Here is an 18,813-nt window from a genome sequence, read left to right as displayed (position 1 = left end):
CTTCGTGCGTGATATTGGAGGCGTGACGTCATGACATTCGGCGCGCAGGACGAGACTGTCCGCTTTCTCATGGCGCAGGGCGAGGATGCGCGCACGATCGTCACGCACATCTCGATCGTCGTGCTGACGAAAGATCGCGTCTATAAGCTCAAGCGCGACGTCGTCTTTCCCTATCTCGATTTCCACACGCCGCAAATTCGCTCGGCGATGTGCGAGCGCGAATATGCGCTCAACCGCCGCACGGCGCCGCAGCTCTATCTCGCCGTGCGCCGCATCACGCGCGGGGACGATGGCGCTCTTTCATTCGACGGCGATGGCGCGCTCGTCGACGCCGTGGTCGAGATGCGGCGCTTCGAGGAAGAAAATCTGCTCGACAATCTCGCCGTCGCCGGCCGTCTCTCTGCGCCGCTCGTCGAGCGTCTCGCCGAGCGCATCGCGCAATTTCACGATGGCGCGGAAGTGATCGAAGGGCGCGGCGGCGCTGTGGTCATGGCTTCGCTGCTCGATCTCGGCGACGCCAGCTCGCTCGCCAAATCGCCTGTCGTCTCGGCGCAGGAACGGCGCGCGCTCGCCGATGCGCTGCGCGCAGAGGCGCAAAAGAATGGCGCGCTGCTCGATCGTCGGCGCGACGCCGGCAAGGTGCGGCGTTGCCATGGCGATCTTACTTTGCGCAATATCTGCCTCGTCGACGGCGAGCCGACGCCATTCGACTGCATCGAATTCTCCGACGAGCTGGCGACGATCGATGTGCTCTACGATCTCGCTTTTCTGCTGATGGATCTGCGCCGGCGCGGGCTGGATGCGCTCGCCGCTTTCGCGCTCAATCGCTACCTCGATCATCGCGACGAGGCGGAGGGGCTGGCGCCGCTGCCCTTCTTCATGGCGCTGCGCGCCGCGATCCGCGCCGATGTCGCCGCCGCGCGCGCGCTGGATGCGGACGCCGATCACGCCGCGTTGCACGAGGAGACGCGCGATTATTTCGATCTCGCGCGCGCGCTGCTGCGGCCGGCGACGTCGCGCATTGTCGCGATCGGCGGGCTCAGCGGCTCCGGCAAGTCCAGCGTCGCGGCGGCTTTGGCGCCGCTCGTCGGCGCCGCGCCCGGCGCGCGAACGCTCAACAGCGATCGATTGCGCAAAAAGCTGTTCGGCGTCGCGCCCACATCGCCGCTGCCGCAGGAGGCCTATACGGCGGCGGTCTCCGCAAAGGTCTATGAGGCGATGCAGAATGAGGCGTCGCGCGTCGCCTCTTTCGGCTGGTGCGTCATCGTCGACGCCGTTTATGCGCGCGAGAGCGAGCGTGACGCGCTCGAGGAGGCTGCGCGACGTGCGGGCATTCCTTTCATGGGCTTTTGGCTCGAGGCCGATGGGCCGCTTCGTGTCTCGCGCGTCGGGACGCGCAAGGGCGATGTGTCGGACGCGACGCAAGAGATAGCGGCGCGGCAGCGCAATTACGATCTCGGCGAGATGCGATGGACGCGCGTCGATGCTTCGCGCGAGGTGGGTGTGATCGTCCAGGAGATCGCTGCGCGACTGTAGGCCTCATGGGACCAGCACCGCCGCGCCTTGCAGACGCCCCTCGCGCAAATCCGCGAGCGCTTCATTGGCCGCAGTGAGCGGATAGCGCACGACATGCGTGTCGATTCCGACCTGTGGCGCCAGCGCCAGAAATTCGCGCGCGTCCTCGCGCGTGAGATTGGCGACGGAGACGAGCCGGCGCTCCTCCCACAGCAGCGCATAGGGAAAAGCGGGAATGTCGCTCATGTGAATGCCGCCGCAGACGACGGTTCCACCCTTGCGCACCGCGGCGAGCGCGCTTGGAACCAGCGCGCCGACGGGCGCGAAGATGATGGCGGCGTCGAGCTTCTCCGGCGGCGTCTCATCGGAGCCGCCGGCCCAGACGGCGCCGAGCGAGAGCGCGAAATCGCGCGCCGCCGCATCGCCGGGGCGCACGAAGGCGAAGATGCGCCGTTCTCGCGCGATCGCGACTTGAGCGATGATATGCGCGGCGGCGCCGAAGCCGTAAATGCCGATGTCGCGCGCCTCGCCCGCCATCTTCAGCGCGCGCCAGCCGATGAGGCCGGCGCAGAGCAGAGGCGCCAGAGCCGCCGCATCGCCATCGGACGGCAACGGAAAGCAATAGGAGGCGTCGGCGACCGTATGGGTGGCGTAGCCGCCGTCGCGCGTGTAGCCGGTGAAGAGCGGATCGTCGCAGAGATTCTCGCGGCCGCTGGAACAATAGGGGCAGCAGCCGCAAGTGTGGCCGAGCCAGGGAACGCCGACGCGTTCTCCAGCAGAAAATCCCATGACGCCCGCGCCGATCGCCGCCACGCGGCCGACGATCTCATGGCCGGGGACGATGGGCAGCTTCGGATGCTCGAGCTCGCCGTCGACGACATGGAGATCGGTGCGGCAGACGCCGCAGGCCTCGACCGCGAGCAGCAATTCGCCGGCGGCGGGGCGGGGCAGGGGGCGGCGCTCGGCCTCGAGCGGCGTTTTTGGCCGCCGCAGGACCATGGCGGTCATTTCGGTCATGCGATCCTCTTGGAGAAGAACATGCGGCTATGGCCCGGCGGAAAATCGGCGATCTCGCCAAAGCGCGTGAAGCCGAAGCGCTCATAGAGCGCCGCCGCGCGCGGATCGAAGCTGTCGATATAGAGGCCGAGGCAGGCGCGCGCGCGGGCCTCTCCCTCCGCGCGGCGCAGCAGAGCGGTTCCGAGGCCCATGCCGCGACGCTCCGGCGCGACCCATAAATGCCTTATATAGAGCCAGCGCCAATGCGAGACGCCGTTGAGCCCGCCGATCAGCGCGCCCTTTTCGTCATGGGCGATGGTGGAGAAGGGCGTCTCGTCGCGGGGGCGGAAGCGCGCGGCGATCTCGCCGCCGAGCGCCGCCGCGACGGCCGGGCTCTCGCGGGCGAGATCGTGGAAGACGACGGCGAGCGTCTCCGCGGCGGGCATGGTTTCTGCCAGCGGTTTGTCGGCAGGTGGTTTCTCGGGAGGAGCTTTTTCGATCATGGACCATCTCCCGCAAAGGCGCGCCGCGGCTTTATTCTGGGCGCTCGCCGTTCTTCTCGCAATCGCCCCGTCGGCTCGGGGACGGGAGGCAGCGCGCCGCCTAGCGGATTATCGGCCTGTCTTTCTCGAATGCCATGGTCCGGCGGACGAGCAGCGCCTCGCCATTCGCCGCATGCGGCTCGACGGCGAGGCGGTCGCGCTGACGGTCGATCCGGCGACGCTGGAGACGCGCCTCGAGGCGGAGAGCGTCTGGCGCTGCCTCGAGACGACCGAGGCGGAGCAGAAGGACACGCGCTTTTTGCGCGCCTTGCGGCCGCGGCCGGGCGATCCAGACGAGCCGCGCCTCGCCGCCGCGGGGCGAAGCCTGTCGATCAGCGCAGGGCTCGGCCATGGGGCGGGGGCGGGCTCTTTTCTCACTGGCGATCTCTGCCCGAGTCGGCGGCCGCTCGACCGCGACTTTCTGCGCCGATTGGCGGAACTCGTTCCCGGCGCGCCGGTCGCGCTGTCCGTGTCGGGGCTCTGGATCGAGCGCCATGGGGCGGATTTCGACTGGCTGATGGCCGAGGCGGCGAGCGGGACGCTGCGAATCGACTGGGTCGGCCATTCCTACAGCCACCCTTATGTTCCCCGCCTCGCCGATGCGCAGAATTATCTGCTGCGGCCGGGCGTCGATCTCGACGCGGAGATTTTCCGGGTGGAGCGGCTGCTGATCGAGCGCGGCGCGACGCCTTCCGTGTTTTTCCGCTTTCCCGGCCTCATCGCGGATGCGCGGCTGATGGAGGAACTGCGCCGCCGCCATCTCATCGCGCTCGGCGCGGACGCCTGGCTGGTGCTGTCGCCGCCGCCGCGGAACGGCTCCATCGTGCTGGTGCATCCCAATGGCAATGAGCCGGCCGGGCTGCGCCTGTTCTCGAGACTATTGGAGCAGGGCCGGCTGCCGCAGCCGTTCCGGCGGATCGAGGAGGCGCCGGAGTGAGGGATCCGCGATCCCTTCACCCTTCGGGAAACAAAAGCGGCTCGTAGTCCATCGCGCCGTGCAGCACATGGACCACTTCGACGGTTTCGCGTCCGATCCGGTAGAAGATCAGATAGTTGCCATGAACTCGGCGGCGGATTCCGGCGCGTTCGAAGCGCGGCGCGAGGGGAAACCGCTTCGGCATGTCGCCGAGGCCCTCACATATTTCCCGCAGCTCCCGCACGAATGAGACGGCCCTCTGCGGGTTCTCCTCGGCAATGCGCTCGCCGATCCGCTCGAGGTCGGCCTCTGCCTGTGTGGCAATGACGACGATCATCAGCCGTCAGCTGCGACGCTCGGCCATGGCCTTGAACTTGGCCTCCAGCCTGTCGAAGACGGCGCTCGCGGGCTCGACGCGCCCAGCCTCCGCATCGGCGACGCCGCGCGCGATCGCGAGGTCCAGCGCTGCGAGGCGGGCTTCGCGTTCCTGGATGAGCCGCACCCCTTCCCGCAGAACCTCGCTCTTCGAATTGTAGCGGCCGGACGCCACCAGCTCGGCGACGAACGTCTCCAGCTGGCTTCCCAAGTCAGCGCTGATGGCCATGACATCATCCTTCGATATCGCGTCGATGATAGGAGTTATGCCATGCTCCAATAACAGTTATCAAGCGAATCCGGCGCCGTGGAGGACCGCTTCCCCTTACATTGACAAGGGTTCGGCCGCCTCTTATCTCTCGGCCGTCGTCGCGCCACAGCCGTGAGCGCGAGCGCGCGGCCGCGCCCGCCGACCTTTCGAAAAGAAATTGGCAAATCGAAAGGAACATGTGCGAAAAGGCGGCCTCCGCCGGCTCATCGCCGGAGGCTCATCTAGAAAGGTTTGCGCATGCTCGGCGCTCTCGCCAAGAAGATTTTCGGCTCGGCCAACGATCGCCGGCTCAAGACCTATCAGCCGAAGGTCAAGGCGATCAACGCTTTGGAGCCCGAGCTCGCTGCTTTGTCCGATGAGGCGCTGCGTGGGCGCACCGAGGAGTTCCGCGAGCGGCTCGCGAATGGCGCGCGACTCGACGATCTGCTGGTCCCGGCCTTCGCCACCGTCCGCGAGGCGGCCAAGCGCGTGCTCGGCCAGAGGCATTTCGACGTCCAGCTGATCGGCGGCATGGTCCTGCACGAGGGCGCCATCGCCGAGATGCGCACCGGCGAGGGCAAGACGCTGGTCGCGACGCTCGCGGTCTATCTCAATGCGCTCTCCGGCCGCGGCGTTCATGTCGTCACCGTCAACGACTATCTCGCCCGCCGCGACGCCGAATGGATGGGCCGGGTCTATCGCTTCCTCGGCCTCAGCGTCGGCGTCATCGTCCATGATATTTCGGACGAGGAGCGCGCCGAAGCCTACGCCAGCGACATCACCTATGGCACCAATAACGAGTTCGGCTTCGACTATCTGCGCGACAATATGAAGTATGAGCTGGCGCAGATGGTGCAGCGCCCGCATGTCTACGCCATTGTCGACGAGGTGGATTCGATCCTCATCGACGAGGCGCGCACGCCGCTCATCATTTCCGGCCATTCGGACGACAAATCCGATCTCTACAACGCCATCGACAAGCTCATCCCCAAGCTCGACAAGGAAGATTACGAGCTGGACGAGAAGCAGCGCACCGTCAATCTGACGGAGGCCGGCAATGAGCATATGGAGGAGCTGCTGGCCGAGGCCGGCGTGCTCGCCGATGGCGCGCTCTACGAGGCGCAGAACGTCACGCTCGTTCACCATGTCAATCAAGGCCTGCGCGCGCATAAGCTGTTCCAGCGCGACAAGGATTATATCGTCCGCAAGGGCGAGGTCGTCATCATCGACGAGTTCACCGGCCGCATGATGCCGGGCCGGCGCTATTCGGAAGGGCTGCATCAGGCGCTCGAGGCCAAGGAGCGTCAGACCGTCCAGCCGGAGAACGTCACTCTCGCCTCCATCACTTTCCAGAATTATTTCCGCCTCTATGAGAAGCTCGCCGGCATGACCGGCACGGCCTCGACGGAAGCCGACGAATTCGCCGAGATCTACAAGCTCGACGTGGTCGAGATTCCCACCAATCGCCCGGTGCAGCGCATAGACGAGGACGATGAGGTCTATCGCACGGGCCGCGAGAAGCTCGACGCCATTGCGAGCGAGATCGAGGCGGCGAACGCCAAGATGCAGCCGCTGCTCGTCGGCACCACGTCGATCGAGAAGTCCGAGCAGCTCGCCGAATTCCTGCTCTCCAAGGGGTATAAGCAGATCGACTTCTCCGAGCCGGCGAAGGCGCTCGCCAAGCTCTATGAGGCGGCGCGCAGCGGCCAGCCGTCGCGGCAGTTCGCCGTGCTCAACGCGCGCTTCCACGAGCAGGAAGCCTATATCGTCGCCGAGGCCGGCGTGCCGGGCGCGATCACCATCGCCACCAATATGGCCGGCCGCGGCACCGACATTCAGCTCGGCGGCAATATAGAGATGCGCGTCTCACAGGAATGCGCCGGGCTCGAGGGCGCCGCCCGCGAGGCGAAGGAGGCCGAGATCCGCGCGGAGATCGCCGAATTCAAGGAGAAGGCGCTCGCCGCCGGCGGCCTCTACATCATCGGCACGGAGCGCCACGAGAGCCGCCGCATCGACAATCAGCTGCGCGGCCGCTCGGGCCGTCAGGGCGATCCCGGCCGCTCGAAATTCTTCCTGTCGCTGCAGGATGATCTCATGCGCATCTTCGGCTCCGAGCGCATGGAGTCGATGCTGGTGAAGCTCGGCCTGCAGGAGGGAGAGGCGATCGTCCATCCCTGGATCAACAAGGCGCTGGAGAAGGCGCAGCACAAGGTCGAGGCGCGCAACTTCGACATTCGCAAGAATATCCTCAAGTTCGACAATGTCATGAACGACCAGCGCAAGGTGATCTTCGAGCGCCGGCGCGAGATCATGGCGGAGGAGAGCGTCGAGGAGACGGTGAGCGAGATGCGCGAGGATGTCGTCGTCGAGCTCGTCGCCAAGCATATTCCGCCGGACGCCTATGCCGAGGCCTGGGATGTGGAAGGCCTCTCTGAGGCGGCGCGCGCGCAGCTCAATCTCGATCTGCCGATCGAGGATTGGGCGAAGGAAGAAGGCATCGCCGACGAGGAGATCAAGGAGCGCCTGCTCACGGCGGCGAACCAGTCCTACGCCGAGCGCGTCGAGCGCAACACCGAGCAGCTCTCGCGCATGATCGAGAAGCAGGTGGTGCTGCAGGCGCTCGATCATCTGTGGCGCGATCATCTCGTCGTGCTCGATCATCTCCGCCAGGTGATCGGCTGGCGTGGACTGGCGCAGCGCGATCCGCTCAACGAATATAAGTCCGAGGCGCTCGAGCTGTTCCGCAGCCTGATGACGCATTGGGACGAGACCGTCGTCTCGCAGCTGATGCGAGTCGAGGTCTCCTTCGAGGCGCCGCCGGCGCCGGCCGAATTGCCGCCGATGGAATATGTGCATCCGGACCCCAACGCGGCCGGCGGCGGCGAGAGCGCGCTCGCCGAGCTCAACGCCCGCCTCGCCGCCGCCGATTTTTCGTCGCAGTCGACGGGCGCCGGCGCAGCGGAGGCCGAGGCCGCGCGTGACCCCGCCAATCCCGCGACCTGGGGCAAGGTCGGCCGCAACGAGCCCTGTCCTTGCGGCTCGGGCAAGAAGTTCAAGCACTGCCACGGCGCATTGGTGTGAGAAACGCGATGAGCAGCGGGCGGCGAGCCGTGTAATTCACGCTCGCTCGCCGCCGCTCGTCACTCGCGACTGACTACTCTCTCGGAGCATTCCTCGTGTCGAAGATCGATTTCTCCAAGGTCCTCATCGCGCAAGGCGGCGGACCGACCGCCGTCATCAATCAGTCTCTCGTCGGCGCCGTGCTGGAGTCGCGCAAGTTCCGCGCGGTGGATCGCGTCTATGGCGCCTATCACGGCGTGCGCGGAATCGTGAATGAGGATTTCGTCGATCTGACGCAGGAGACGACGCATAATCTCGAGATGGTCGCCGGCACGCCCTCCTCGGCGCTGGGCTCGACGCGCGACAAGCCCGATCTCAAATATTGCCACGAGATCTTCGAGGTGCTGCGCGCGCATGAGATCGGCTGCTTCTTCTATATAGGCGGCAACGACAGCTCGGACACGGTGCGCATCGTTTCCGAGGAGGCGATCAAGGCCGATTATCCGCTGCGCGTCGTTCATATTCCCAAGACGATCGACAATGATCTGATGATCAACGATCACACGCCAGGCTTCCCCTCCGCGGCGCGCTGGGTCGCGCAGGCCTTCGCCGGCGCCAATCTCGACAATTGGGCGCTGCCGGGCGTCTATATCGCCGTGGTGATGGGCCGCCATGCCGGCTTTCTCACGGCGGCTTCCGCGCTCGGCAAGAAATTCCCGGACGACGGACCGCATCTCATCTATGTGCCGGAGCGCGCCTTCGACACGGAGCGTTTTCTCGCCGACGTCAAAGCGACGATGGACAAATATGGACGCTGCGTCGTGGCGGTCTCGGAGGGAATCTCCGACGAGAACCATACGCCGATCGCGGTCAAGCTCGCCGAGCAAGTGGAGAAGGACGCGCATGGCAATGTGCATCTGGGCGGCGGCGCTCTCGCCGATATGCTGACAGAGCTCGTCAAGACGAAGCTCGGCTTGAAGCGCGTGCGCGCCGACACTTTCGGCTATGTGCAGCGCAGCTTCGTCGGCTGCGTTTCCGATGTGGATCAGCGCGAGGCGCGCGAGGTTGGCGAGAAGGCGGTGCAGTTCGCGCTATGGGGCGATCGCGACGGCTCCGTGACGATTCACCGCACGGGATTCTACTCTGTGGATTATCGGCTCACGCCGCTCGTGGAGGTCGCCGGCAAGACCAAGGTGATGCCGACGGAATTTCTGACAGCGGATGGCACGGATGTCACTGACGCCTTCCGGCTTTATCTGCGTCCTCTGCTCGGCTCGGGAATGCCGGATGCGTACAGGCTCCGCTTGAATCCTGTCGCCAAAAAACTGAGAACGTAACGTCTCGAGACTGTCGCACATTCGGCGACGCCCTGGGTCAAGAGCTTGATTTTCAGGGAATTTACTCTTTAGAAGGGGGAGGCGCCGAGAAAAGGCGCAGGCCCTCTTCCCAAGGCGCGATTCTTGCTTGATTTATATGCGGGCGTCGTGGTTGCATTGCGGGCCGGGACTTATAGACTGGCATCCGCGGTAGACGCCGGAGGCTGGGGGACGGGGGAGAGCGGCGGGGCGAGCCTGTTGCACCTTTTGTTAGGCCCTCGCTGATATCGAGTGAGGTTGGTTCGATTCGCCACAGCGGGCCGATCGGTCAGGAGACGAGACATGAGCAAGGTCGGCAGCAGCGATTCGAAGAACACGCTCTACTGCTCATTTTGTGGCAAGAGCCAGCATGAGGTGCGCAAGCTCATCGCCGGTCCGACGGTTTTCATCTGCGACGAATGCGTCGAGCTCTGCATGGACATCATCCGCGAGGAGAACAAGTCCATCGTCAAGCAGCGCGACGGAATTCCGACGCCGCGTGAGATCTGCAAGGTCCTCGACGATTATGTGATCGGCCAGGCGCAGGCCAAGCGCGTGCTGTCTGTCGCCGTGCACAATCACTACAAGCGCCTCAATCACGCCGCCAAGCATGGCGATGTCGAGCTGGCGAAATCCAACATTCTGCTCATCGGCCCGACGGGCGTCGGCAAGACGATGTTGGCGCAGACGTTGGCGCGCATCCTCGATGTGCCCTTCACCATGGCCGATGCGACGACGCTCACCGAGGCGGGCTATGTCGGCGAGGATGTCGAGAACATCATCCTCAAGCTGCTGCAGGCCTCCGACTATAATGTCGAGCGCGCGCAGCGCGGCATCGTCTATGTCGACGAGATCGACAAGATCTCGCGCAAATCCGACAATCCGTCGATCACGCGCGATGTATCGGGCGAGGGCGTGCAGCAGGCGCTGCTGAAGATCATGGAAGGCACCATCGCCTCCGTGCCGCCGCAGGGCGGGCGCAAGCATCCGCAGCAGGAGTTCCTGCAGGTCGACACGACCAACATCCTCTTCATCTGCGGCGGCGCCTTCGCCGGCCTCGAGAAGATCATCTCCTCGCGCGGCCGGGGCACCTCCATCGGCTTCGGCGCCAATGTGCAGGCGCCGGACGAGCGCCGCACCGGCGATATTTTCCGCCATGTGCAGCCGGAAGACCTGCTCAAGTTCGGCCTCATCCCGGAGTTCGTCGGCCGTCTGCCGGTGATCGCCACACTCGAGGATCTCGACGAGGAGGCGCTGAAGCGCATTCTCACCGAGCCGAAGAATGCGCTGGTCAAGCAGTATCAGCGGCTGTTCGAGATGGAGAGCACCGAGCTCACGTTCCAGGACGAGGCGCTCTCTTCCGTCGCCCGCAAGGCGATCGAGCGTCACACCGGCGCGCGCGGCCTTCGCTCCATCATGGAAGGCATTCTGCTCGACACAATGTTCGAGCTGCCGGGCCTCGAGGGCGTGGAGCAAGTCGTCATCGGCCCCGAGGTCGTCGAGGGCAAGGCGCGTCCGCTCTACATTTATGCAGAGCGCAACGAGAAGAGCGGCGGCGCGAGCGCCTGACGCTTTTTTGGGCGGGGGAGCGCGATTTCTTTCGCAGCCCCCGCCCTTTCTGCCAGATACGTCTGCTTTTCCAGTATCTTGAATCGTTCTGCCGCTAGGCCCATTTGTTGCGTAATCGCCTTCGACGCCGTTCGTGCGTGAGCGGGTCTCTCGGGAAGGCGGATTTTCGCCGGATTGTCGGGCCTGGAACTTGCAAGCGTTCCTTTAACGTCAGAAGCGTCCCTTTGCGTCAGAGCGTCGCCTCGCCCCGCCTCCCCGGCGGGGAGCGAAACGGAACAGGAAAAAAGATATGACGAACGAAAAGCGCAATTCCATCGTTCCCGGCGCAATCGAGAGTTATCCGGTTCTGCCGCTGCGCGACATAGTGGTCTTTCCGCATATGATCGTTCCGCTCTTCGTCGCGCGCGACAAGTCGATCCGCGCGCTGGAAGAGGTGACGAAGTCCGAGCGGCTGATTCTGCTCGCGACGCAGAAGAATGCGGGCGACGACGATCCGGCTCCCGACGCGATCTATTCCATCGGCACGCTCGCTTCCGTGCTGCAGCTGCTGAAGCTGCCCGACGGCACTGTCAAAGTGCTGGTGGAAGGCGTCGGCCGCGCCAAGGTGCGCAATTACACGCGCGTCGATGAATATCACGAGGCCGACGCCGAGGCGCTCGGCGACGAGATCGAGCAGCCCGTCGAGGTGGAGGCGCTCGGCCGCTCCGTCATCGCCGAGTTCGACTCTTATGTGAAGCTCAACAAGAAGGTCTCGCCGGAGATCGCCGCGGCGGTCACGCAGATCGACGATTTCTCCAAGCTCGCCGACACGGTGGCCTCGCATCTCTCGGTGAAGATCGCCGAGAAGCAGGATGTGCTGGAGACGATCGCCGTCGCCAAGCGCCTGGAGAAATGCCTCGCGCTGATGGAGAGCGAGATCTCCGTGCTGCAGGTGGAGAAGCGCATCCGCACGCGCGTCAAGCGCCAGATGGAGAAGACGCAGCGCGAGTATTATCTCAACGAGCAGATGAAGGCGATCCAGAAGGAGCTGGGCGACGAGGACGGCAAGGACGATCTCGCCGAGCTCGAGGAGCGCATCAAGAACACCAAGCTCTCCAAGGAGGCGCGCGACAAGGCCGTCGCCGAGTTCAAGAAGCTGCGTCAAATGTCGCCCATGTCCGCGGAAGCGACCGTGGTGCGCAATTATCTCGACTGGCTGCTGGCGCTGCCCTGGGGCAAGAAGTCCAAGATCAAGCGCGATCTCGAGGCTGCGCAGAGCGTGCTCGACGCCGATCATTTCGGCCTCGAGAAGGTGAAGGAGCGCATTCTCGAATATCTCGCCGTGCAGAGCCGCGCCAATAAGCTGACCGGCCCGATCCTGTGCCTCGTCGGACCGCCCGGCGTCGGCAAGACCTCGCTCGGCAAGTCGATCGCCAAGGCCACGGGCCGCGAGTTCGTGCGCATGTCGCTCGGCGGCGTGCGCGACGAGGCGGAGATCCGCGGCCATCGCCGCACCTATATCGGCTCCATGCCCGGCAAGATCATCCAGTCGATGCGCAAGGCGAAGACGTCCAACCCGCTCTTCCTGCTCGACGAGATCGACAAGATGGGCATGGACTTCCGCGGCGATCCGTCGTCCGCTCTGCTCGAGGTGCTGGATCCCGAGCAGAACGCCACTTTCGCGGATCACTATCTCGAGGTCGATTACGACCTGTCCAATGTCATGTTCGTGACGACGTCGAACACGCTGAACATCCCCGCGCCCTTGATGGACCGCATGGAGCTCATCCGTATCGCCGGCTACACGGAGGACGAGAAGGCCGAGATCGCGCGCAAGCATCTCATTCCGAATGCGGTCAAGAAGCATGGCCTCGCCGCCGACGAATGGTCGATCGACGACGAAGCGCTGCTGACGCTGGTGCGCCGCTACACGCGGGAAGCCGGCGTGCGCAATCTCGAGCGCGAGATCTCCAATCTCGCCCGCAAGGCGGTGAAGGAAATTCTGCTCTCCAAGGAGAAGGGCAAGAAGGTCCATGTCACCAATGACAACATCACCGATTATCTCGGCGTGCATAAGTTCCGCTACGGCGAGGCGGAGCTCGAGGATCAGGTGGGCGTCGTCACGGGTCTCGCCGTCACCGGCGTCGGCGGCGAGCTGCTGACGATCGAAGGCGTGATGATGCCCGGCAAGGGCAAGATGACCGTCACCGGCAATCTGCAGGATGTGATGAAGGAGTCGATCTCCGCCGCCGCATCTTACGTGCGCTCCCGCGCCGTCGATTTCGGCATCGAGCCGCCTTTGTTCGACCGCCGCGACATCCATGTGCATGTGCCGGAAGGCGCGACGCCCAAGGATGGCCCCTCGGCCGGCACGGCGATGGCGACGACGATCGTGTCGATCCTCACCGGCATTCCGGTGCGCCGCGACATCGCCATGACCGGCGAGATCACGCTGCGCGGCCGCGTGCTGCCGATCGGCGGCCTGAAGGAGAAGCTGCTCGCGGCTCTGCGCGGCGGCCTCAAGAAGGTGCTGATCCCGGAAGAGAACGCCAAGGACCTCGCCGATATTCCCGACTCGGTGAAGAATGGCCTCGAGGTTGTGCCGGTCTCGCGCATGGACGAGGTGCTCGCCCATGCGCTCGTGCGTCAGCCGACGCCGATCGTCTGGGAGGAGCCCACGGCTCAGATCGCCAAGACGGTCGTCGAGGACGACGCGGCCGGCGTGCGCGCCCACTGAAGGCTCCGGCCCCTCCGCCTGCGGCTCTGCCGCGGGGGAGGGGCCGCCGCCCTCGGGCTCGGCCGCTCGAAGCCCGGCTTTCCGCAGATTTCCCCATAGTCTCGATCTCGGGCGCCCGGAATTCCAGGGATTCCGGCGGCGCCTGTTGTTCTAACCCTTGCTTTTGCTGACATTCCGGCACATCACTCCTCTGTGCCGGGTCCGAACGATTCGACGCCGCTCGATTTTCGGCGCTCAGCCCGTATCGACGACCGGCTCCCGGCGGAAGCAGAAGGGATGAGACCATGGTCAATAAATTGGAACTGGTCGAGCATGTCGCCGAGGCGACCGAAACCTCGAAGGCCGCCGCCGCCGCCGCCATCGACGCGGTGATCGACGGCATCACCTTGGCCCTGAAGAAGGGCGAAGAGGTCCGGCTCGTCGGTTTCGGCACCTTCTCGGTCAAGAAGCGCGCGGCCGGCAAGGGCCGTAATCCCGCGACCGGCGAAGAGATCAAGATTCCCGCTTCCAAGAGCGCCCGCTTCAAGCCCGGCGCCACGCTCAAAGCGGAGCTCAACAAGACCAAGTGAGCCGAGCGAGGCTGGCCTGTCGCGCCGATCTCCCCTTTCGACCGATTTCCAGGCTCGCCGCCGGGGCGCGAACGTCGCCGGCGGCATTGTCGTTTCAGAACGCCTGCGCAACCCGTCTTGCGCGGAGGGGGCGCCCTCCCGTAAACAATGCGGCGTCGATCCCGGTCGGCGCGCGGGCGGTTAGCTCAGTCGGTAGAGCGTCTCGTTTACACCGAGAGGGTCGGCGGTTCGAGTCCGTCACCGCCCACCACGCCGCGCCCCGGGAGAGGCCCCGTCATTCGGCTGCGCCGGGGCGCGCGGTAGGGCGGGAGTTGGCCGCAAGGGATGAGAGACGCAGCGCCGAGAGCATGAGCCGAAATTTCGTCCTTCTCCTCGCCCTGGCCGCATTGCTCGCGGCGCCTCCGGCCCGCGCCGAGGAGATGTCGTTTCATCTCGCGACGACGGCGAGCGCCCGCTGCGCCGACCACTGCCCGCGCGTCATCGTGGCGGAAGGCGAGATCGTCGAGGACACGGCCGACGCTTTTGTCGGTTTTCTGCGCGAGCAGGGACATGAGACCGAGCTGCGCAGCATTGTGCTGCTCGACTCGCCCGGCGGGCGCGTGCTCGCCTCCATGCAGCTCGGCCAAGCGCTGCGCCGGCTCGGAATGGCGGTGATCGTCGCGCGCGTCGAGCCGACGAGCGGCGCGCTGGTTTCCGGCCGCTGCTATTCCGCCTGCGTCTATGCGCTGATGGGCGGCCGCAAGCGGGTGATCCCGCGCCAGAGCCGCGTCGGCGTCCATCGCATGTTCAATTATGTCGATGGCGTCGATCCGACGAGCGGCGAGACGCTGCGCGAACGCCGCTACGACGATGGCGGAATGCGCCGCACGCTCACCCGCTACAGCGATTCCATGGGCGTCAGCCGCGATCTCATCGCATTGGCGGAGCGCACATCGCCGGATCGCGTCCACCTTCTTTCCGCCGCCGAGATCGCCCGCTGGCGGCTCGGATCGCCAAAGCTGTAAAAGCGCCGTCGAGCGGGGAATTCCTCGGCGCATCCATTCAACCTGCAGGATCGGTCGTTCCATGAAACATATCATCGAGGGTCTCGAGCAGCGGCGCGCCTCGGCGCGTCTCGGCGGCGGCGTCAAGCGCATCGACGCGCAGCATGCGCGCGGCAAGCTCACGGCGCGCGAGCGTATCGAGCTGCTGCTCGATCACGGCTCCTTCGAGGAGTTCGACATGTTCGTCGAGCACCGCTGCGCCGATTTCGGCATGGACAAGGGCGAGAAAATCTCCGGCGACGGCGTCGTCACCGGCTGGGGCACGGTCAATGGCCGCGCCGTCTTCGTCTTCGCCAAGGACTTCACCGTCTTCGGCGGCTCGCTGTCCGAGACCCACGCGCAGAAGATCACCAAGCTGCAGGATATGGCGCTAAAAAACAGGGCGCCGATCATCGGCCTGTTCGACGCCGGCGGCGCGCGCATTCAGGAGGGCGTCGCGGCGCTCGGCGGCTATGGCGAGGTGTTCCAGCGCAATGTGATGGCTTCGGGCGTCATTCCGCAGATTTCCGTCATCATGGGACCCTGCGCCGGCGGCGACGTCTATTCGCCGGCCATGACCGACTTCATCTTCATGGTGCGCGACACGAGCTATATGTTCGTCACCGGCCCGGACGTCGTGAAGACCGTGACCAATGAGACGGTGACGGCGGAGGAGCTCGGCGGCGCCTCGGTGCACACCACCAAGAGCTCCATCGCCGACAAGGCCTTCGACAATGACGTCGAGGCGCTGCTGCAGATGCGCCGGCTCATCGATTTCCTGCCCTCCTCCAATAAGGAGGAGCCGCCGGAGTGGCCGAGCTTCGACGAGGCCGAGCGGCTCGACGCTTCGCTGGACACTCTGGTCCCCGACAATCCGAACAAGCCCTATGACATCAAGGAGCTGATCACGAAGATCGCCGATGAGGGCGATTTCTTCGAGATTCAGGAGACCCACGCCAAGAATATCGTCGTCGGCTTCGGCCGCATCGAGGGCCGCACGGTCGGCTTCGTCGCCAATCAGCCCATGGTGCTGGCCGGTGTGCTCGATATCGACGCCTCCAAAAAGGCGGCGCGCTTCGTGCGCTTCTGCGACTGCTTCAATATTCCGATCGTCACCTTTGTCGACGTTCCCGGCTTCCTGCCCGGCACGGCGCAGGAATATGGCGGCCTCATCAAGCATGGCGCCAAGCTGCTCTTCGCCTATGCCGAGGCCACCGTCCCGAAAGTGACGCTCATCACCCGCAAGGCTTTCGGCGGCGCCTATGACGTCATGGCCTCCAAGCATTTGCGCGGCGATGTGAACTACGCCTGGCCATCGGCGCAGATCGCCGTCATGGGCGCCAAGGGCGCGGTCGAGATCATTTTCCGCGCCGATATCGGCGACGCGGAGAAGATCGCCCAGCGCACCAAGGAATATGAGGACCGCTTCCTGTCGCCCTTCGTCGCCGCCGAGCGCGGCTACATAGACGAGGTCATCATGCCGAGCGCGACGCGCAAGCGCATCGCCCGCGCGCTCGCCCTGCTGCGCCACAAGGAATTGGAAAACCCCTGGAAGAAGCACGACAATATCCCGCTTTGACCTATCCCTTCAGGTAGGTAGGCGCGCCGGCTCCCCGGGTGGGTCGGCGCGCCTTTTCGCTCGAGCTGAGAACAGCCTGCCCCGAAGGCGGGCGCCCTCCGCACAATTTCATTCCAGCGGCCGGCTTTTTTGGGTGACAAAACGCCACGGCTGTCATAATGTCCCCTTCGCCGAGCTGGCTAAAAACATATGAACGCAGAATGCGTTCGACCAATCGCTGGCTGAGGTCCAAGTCGGGGAGGACGCCGGAACTCTGCACGTCTCGCGAGACGCTCCACACTATTCTCGCGGATGGCGCCTATCGACGAGTCCGGTCAAAGGACGGGTACCAAAGAGTGGGGAGAGGCAAGGGCCGTCCCCGCTCTTTGTGTATGTAGAGCTATGATAGAGCTTTTCACTCGATAGATAGCTCCAGCCTATGAAGCGCGGCGCCCTCCGCCTGCAGCTCCACTTGCAACCTTCGGAGACACTCGAAAATGTCCATCAAGCGGATCGGCGCCGGCGCGCGCATGAGCAAGGCCGTCGTGCATGGCGGCGTGATCTATACGGCGGGCCAGGTCGCCGAGGCGGCCAAGGGCGGCGCGGTCGCCGATCAGACGCGCGAGATCCTCGGCCTCATCGACACGATTCTGCAGGAGGCCGGCAGCGAGAAGGCGAAGATTCTCTCCGCCACCATCTATCTCGCCGATATCGCCACTTTCGCCGAGATGAACTCGGTTTGGGACGTCTGGGTCGACAAGAGCAATCCGCCTGCCCGCGCGACCGTGGAGGCGAAGCTCGTCACGCCCGATTACAAGGTCGAGATCGCCGTCATCGCGGCGCTGTGACGCCGGTCAGCGGATTGTCGGGATCATAGGCGTAGCGCAGGGTCTCGAAGCGCATGGAGCGGGCGTCCATCAGCAGCAGACGCCCGACCAGCCCCTCGCCGAAGCCGACGATCTCGCGGATGATTTCCAGCGCCATCATCGCGCCGACGATTCCGGTGAGCGCGCCGAGCACGCCGGCCTCCTCGCAGCTCGGCACGGCGCCCGGCGGCGGCGCTGCGGGGAAGAGGCAGCGATAGGTCGGGTTGGGGCGGCCCTCGGCGTCGCTCTCGAAGGGGCGCAAGGTCGTCAGCGAGGCGTCGAAGCCGCCGACCGCCGCCGTGACGAGCGGCTTTTTTTCGAAGAAGCAGGCGTCCGAGACGAGATAACGCGTCGAAAAATTATCGGAGCCGTCGGCGACGATGTCGTAACCCGCGATCAGCGCCCGCGCATTATGCTCGGTGAGGCGCAGCGCATGGGGCTCGACATGCACATGCGGGTTGAGCCGATGGATGGCGTCTTTCGCGCTGTCCACCTTCAGCCGCCCGACGGCGGTGGTATGGTGGATCACCTGCCGCTGCAGATTGGACAGCGAGACCTCGTCGTCATCGACAATGCCCAGCACGCCGACGCCGCCCGCCGCGAGATATTGCAGCAGCGGCGCGCCGAGCCCGCCCGCGCCGACGACGAGCACGCGCGCTTTCTTCAGCCGCTGCTGGCCCGGCCCGCCGACCTCGCGCAGAACGATATGGCGAGCATAGCGCTCGATTTCTTCGGCCGAGAGGCTCATGTCGTTTTTCCTGCGCCGAAGCTCATGCGGCGGCCGCGTTCGTCGTGATATTTAGCAGCTTCGCGGCGAGCGCGAAATCGGAGGAGAAGATGACGCCGCATCGCCTCGGACCCGCGGCGCCGCAGGCGCAGGATCGTCTCGCCACGGCGATCCAGCGCAATCCGCACAATGCCGTCATCCTCGAGCGTCTGCCGAGCCTTCGCCTCGCGGACGCTTGGCTCGTCGCCGGCTGCCTGTTTCAGACGGTCTGGAATCTGGACAGCGGCCGGCCGGCGACGCAGGACATATTCGATTACGACATTTTCTATTTCGACGCAGATCTCTCCTATGAGGCGGAGGATCGCGCCATTCGCCGCGCCCGCGGGCTCTTCGCCGATCTTCCGATCCGCGTCGATTTGAAGAATCAGGCGCGCGTGCATCTTTGGTATGGCGAGCGCTTCGGACCGGGCTATCCGCAGCTGCGCAGCAGCGCCGATGGCGTCGATCGTTTTCTCATCGAATGCACGCGCGTCGCCGCGCGCCATGTGGACGGCGCGCTGGAACTCTATGCGCCGGCGCGTCTCGACGATCTCTTCGCCGGCGTGCTGCGCCCCAATCCGCTCAATCTGCGGCCGGAGCTGTTCGCGGCGAAAGCTGCGAGCCTTCGCGCGCGCTGGCCTTTTCTCACGCTTGCGGAAGCGCCCGCGTGATAGGCGCGAAAGCGTTTTCGCGCTTGCATAAAACGCCGTCGCAGACTTTCCTTGAACAGGCGCTGAT

At 65.0% G+C, this 18,813-nt stretch carries 16 protein-coding genes and 1 tRNA gene; 12 read left to right on the top strand and 5 right to left on the bottom strand.

Annotation, left to right across the window (positions count from 1 at the left end):
• Nucleotides 1-30 precede the first annotated feature (30 nt).
• On the top strand, nucleotides 31-1,536 hold the full coding sequence (locus GYH34_RS17215) for an AAA family ATPase (RefSeq protein ID WP_161914639.1): 1,506 nt from the start codon (nucleotides 31-33) through the stop codon (nucleotides 1,534-1,536).
• 3 nt (nucleotides 1,537-1,539) lie between these two features.
• Here GYH34_RS17215 and GYH34_RS17210 read toward each other — a convergent pair whose 3' ends face one another.
• Together GYH34_RS17210 and GYH34_RS17205 are read right to left on the bottom strand one after the other, a co-directional pair.
• The gene (locus GYH34_RS17210) at nucleotides 1,540-2,523 is read right to left on the bottom strand and encodes a zinc-dependent alcohol dehydrogenase family protein (protein WP_161915072.1); all 984 of its coding nucleotides are present in this window, start codon (nucleotides 2,521-2,523) and stop codon (nucleotides 1,540-1,542) included.
• Between the two features lie 5 nt (nucleotides 2,524-2,528).
• Entirely contained in the window at nucleotides 2,529-2,957 is a 429-nt protein-coding gene (locus GYH34_RS17205; RefSeq protein ID WP_161914638.1) for a GNAT family N-acetyltransferase, read from the bottom strand.
• Between the two features lie 55 nt (nucleotides 2,958-3,012).
• Here GYH34_RS17205 and GYH34_RS17200 point away from each other — a divergent pair, with 55 nt between their 5' ends.
• Nucleotides 3,013-3,990: a polysaccharide deacetylase gene (locus GYH34_RS17200; protein ID WP_161914637.1), complete on the top strand. Its 978-nt coding sequence runs from the start codon at nucleotides 3,013-3,015 to the stop codon at nucleotides 3,988-3,990.
• A gap of 16 nt (nucleotides 3,991-4,006) precedes the next feature.
• On the opposite strand, the gene GYH34_RS17195 is transcribed toward GYH34_RS17200, so the two are convergent.
• A complete protein-coding gene (locus GYH34_RS17195; protein ID WP_161914636.1) occupies nucleotides 4,007-4,306 on the bottom strand; it encodes a type II toxin-antitoxin system RelE/ParE family toxin in 300 nt (99 codons plus the stop codon).
• A 6-nt stretch (nucleotides 4,307-4,312) separates the two neighbouring features.
• Nucleotides 4,313-4,573 carry a type II toxin-antitoxin system ParD family antitoxin gene (locus GYH34_RS17190; protein WP_161914635.1) on the bottom strand — a complete coding sequence of 87 codons (261 nt, stop codon included), beginning with the start codon at nucleotides 4,571-4,573 and terminating at the stop codon, nucleotides 4,313-4,315.
• A gap of 279 nt (nucleotides 4,574-4,852) precedes the next feature.
• On the opposite strand from GYH34_RS17190, the gene secA reads away from it, so the two are divergent.
• The 9 genes from secA to GYH34_RS17145 all read left to right on the top strand — a co-directional run bounded on the left by secA (nucleotide 4,853) and on the right by GYH34_RS17145 (nucleotide 17,291).
• Nucleotides 4,853-7,675 (top strand): preprotein translocase subunit SecA, encoded by a 2,823-nt coding sequence (gene secA, locus GYH34_RS17185; protein WP_161914634.1) that lies wholly within the window; start codon nucleotides 4,853-4,855, stop codon nucleotides 7,673-7,675.
• Between the two features lie 95 nt (nucleotides 7,676-7,770).
• A complete protein-coding gene (locus GYH34_RS17180; RefSeq protein ID WP_161914633.1) occupies nucleotides 7,771-8,991 on the top strand; it encodes a 6-phosphofructokinase in 1,221 nt (406 codons plus the stop codon).
• A 321-nt stretch (nucleotides 8,992-9,312) separates the two neighbouring features.
• Complete coding sequence (clpX, locus tag GYH34_RS17175) at nucleotides 9,313-10,578, top strand: ATP-dependent Clp protease ATP-binding subunit ClpX (protein WP_018266556.1); 1,266 nt, start codon at nucleotides 9,313-9,315, stop codon at nucleotides 10,576-10,578.
• Nucleotides 10,579-10,867: 289 nt separating this feature from the next.
• Nucleotides 10,868-13,294 (top strand): endopeptidase La, encoded by a 2,427-nt coding sequence (gene lon, locus GYH34_RS17170; RefSeq protein WP_161914632.1) that lies wholly within the window; start codon nucleotides 10,868-10,870, stop codon nucleotides 13,292-13,294.
• A 284-nt stretch (nucleotides 13,295-13,578) separates the two neighbouring features.
• On the top strand, nucleotides 13,579-13,863 hold the full coding sequence (locus GYH34_RS17165; protein ID WP_161914631.1) for an HU family DNA-binding protein: 285 nt from the start codon (nucleotides 13,579-13,581) through the stop codon (nucleotides 13,861-13,863).
• 174 nt (nucleotides 13,864-14,037) lie between these two features.
• Nucleotides 14,038-14,113: transfer RNA gene (locus tag GYH34_RS17160), tRNA-Val, on the top strand.
• A gap of 97 nt (nucleotides 14,114-14,210) precedes the next feature.
• A complete protein-coding gene (locus GYH34_RS17155) occupies nucleotides 14,211-14,867 on the top strand; it encodes a hypothetical protein (protein WP_161914630.1) in 657 nt (218 codons plus the stop codon).
• 61 nt (nucleotides 14,868-14,928) lie between these two features.
• A complete protein-coding gene (locus GYH34_RS17150; protein WP_018266552.1) occupies nucleotides 14,929-16,464 on the top strand; it encodes an acyl-CoA carboxylase subunit beta in 1,536 nt (511 codons plus the stop codon).
• Nucleotides 16,465-16,940: 476 nt separating this feature from the next.
• Nucleotides 16,941-17,291, top strand: a complete 351-nt coding sequence (locus GYH34_RS17145; RefSeq protein WP_024880932.1) for a RidA family protein — start codon at nucleotides 16,941-16,943, stop codon at nucleotides 17,289-17,291.
• On the opposite strand, the gene moeB is transcribed toward GYH34_RS17145, so the two are convergent.
• A complete protein-coding gene (moeB, locus tag GYH34_RS17140; RefSeq protein ID WP_161914629.1) occupies nucleotides 17,275-18,057 on the bottom strand; it encodes a molybdopterin-synthase adenylyltransferase MoeB in 783 nt (260 codons plus the stop codon). The genes GYH34_RS17145 and moeB overlap by 17 nt on opposite strands.
• 89 nt (nucleotides 18,058-18,146) lie before the next feature.
• Between moeB and GYH34_RS17135 the strand changes: the two genes are divergently transcribed.
• Nucleotides 18,147-18,746, top strand: a complete 600-nt coding sequence (locus GYH34_RS17135; RefSeq protein ID WP_197745436.1) for a nucleotidyltransferase family protein — start codon at nucleotides 18,147-18,149, stop codon at nucleotides 18,744-18,746.
• Nucleotides 18,747-18,813 lie beyond the last annotated feature (67 nt).

Origin of the sequence: Methylosinus sp. C49, from assembly GCF_009936375.1 — a bacterium.
Classification (GTDB): domain Bacteria; phylum Pseudomonadota; class Alphaproteobacteria; order Rhizobiales; family Beijerinckiaceae; genus Methylosinus.
This window is presented reverse-complemented; position numbering and strand designations above follow the sequence as displayed.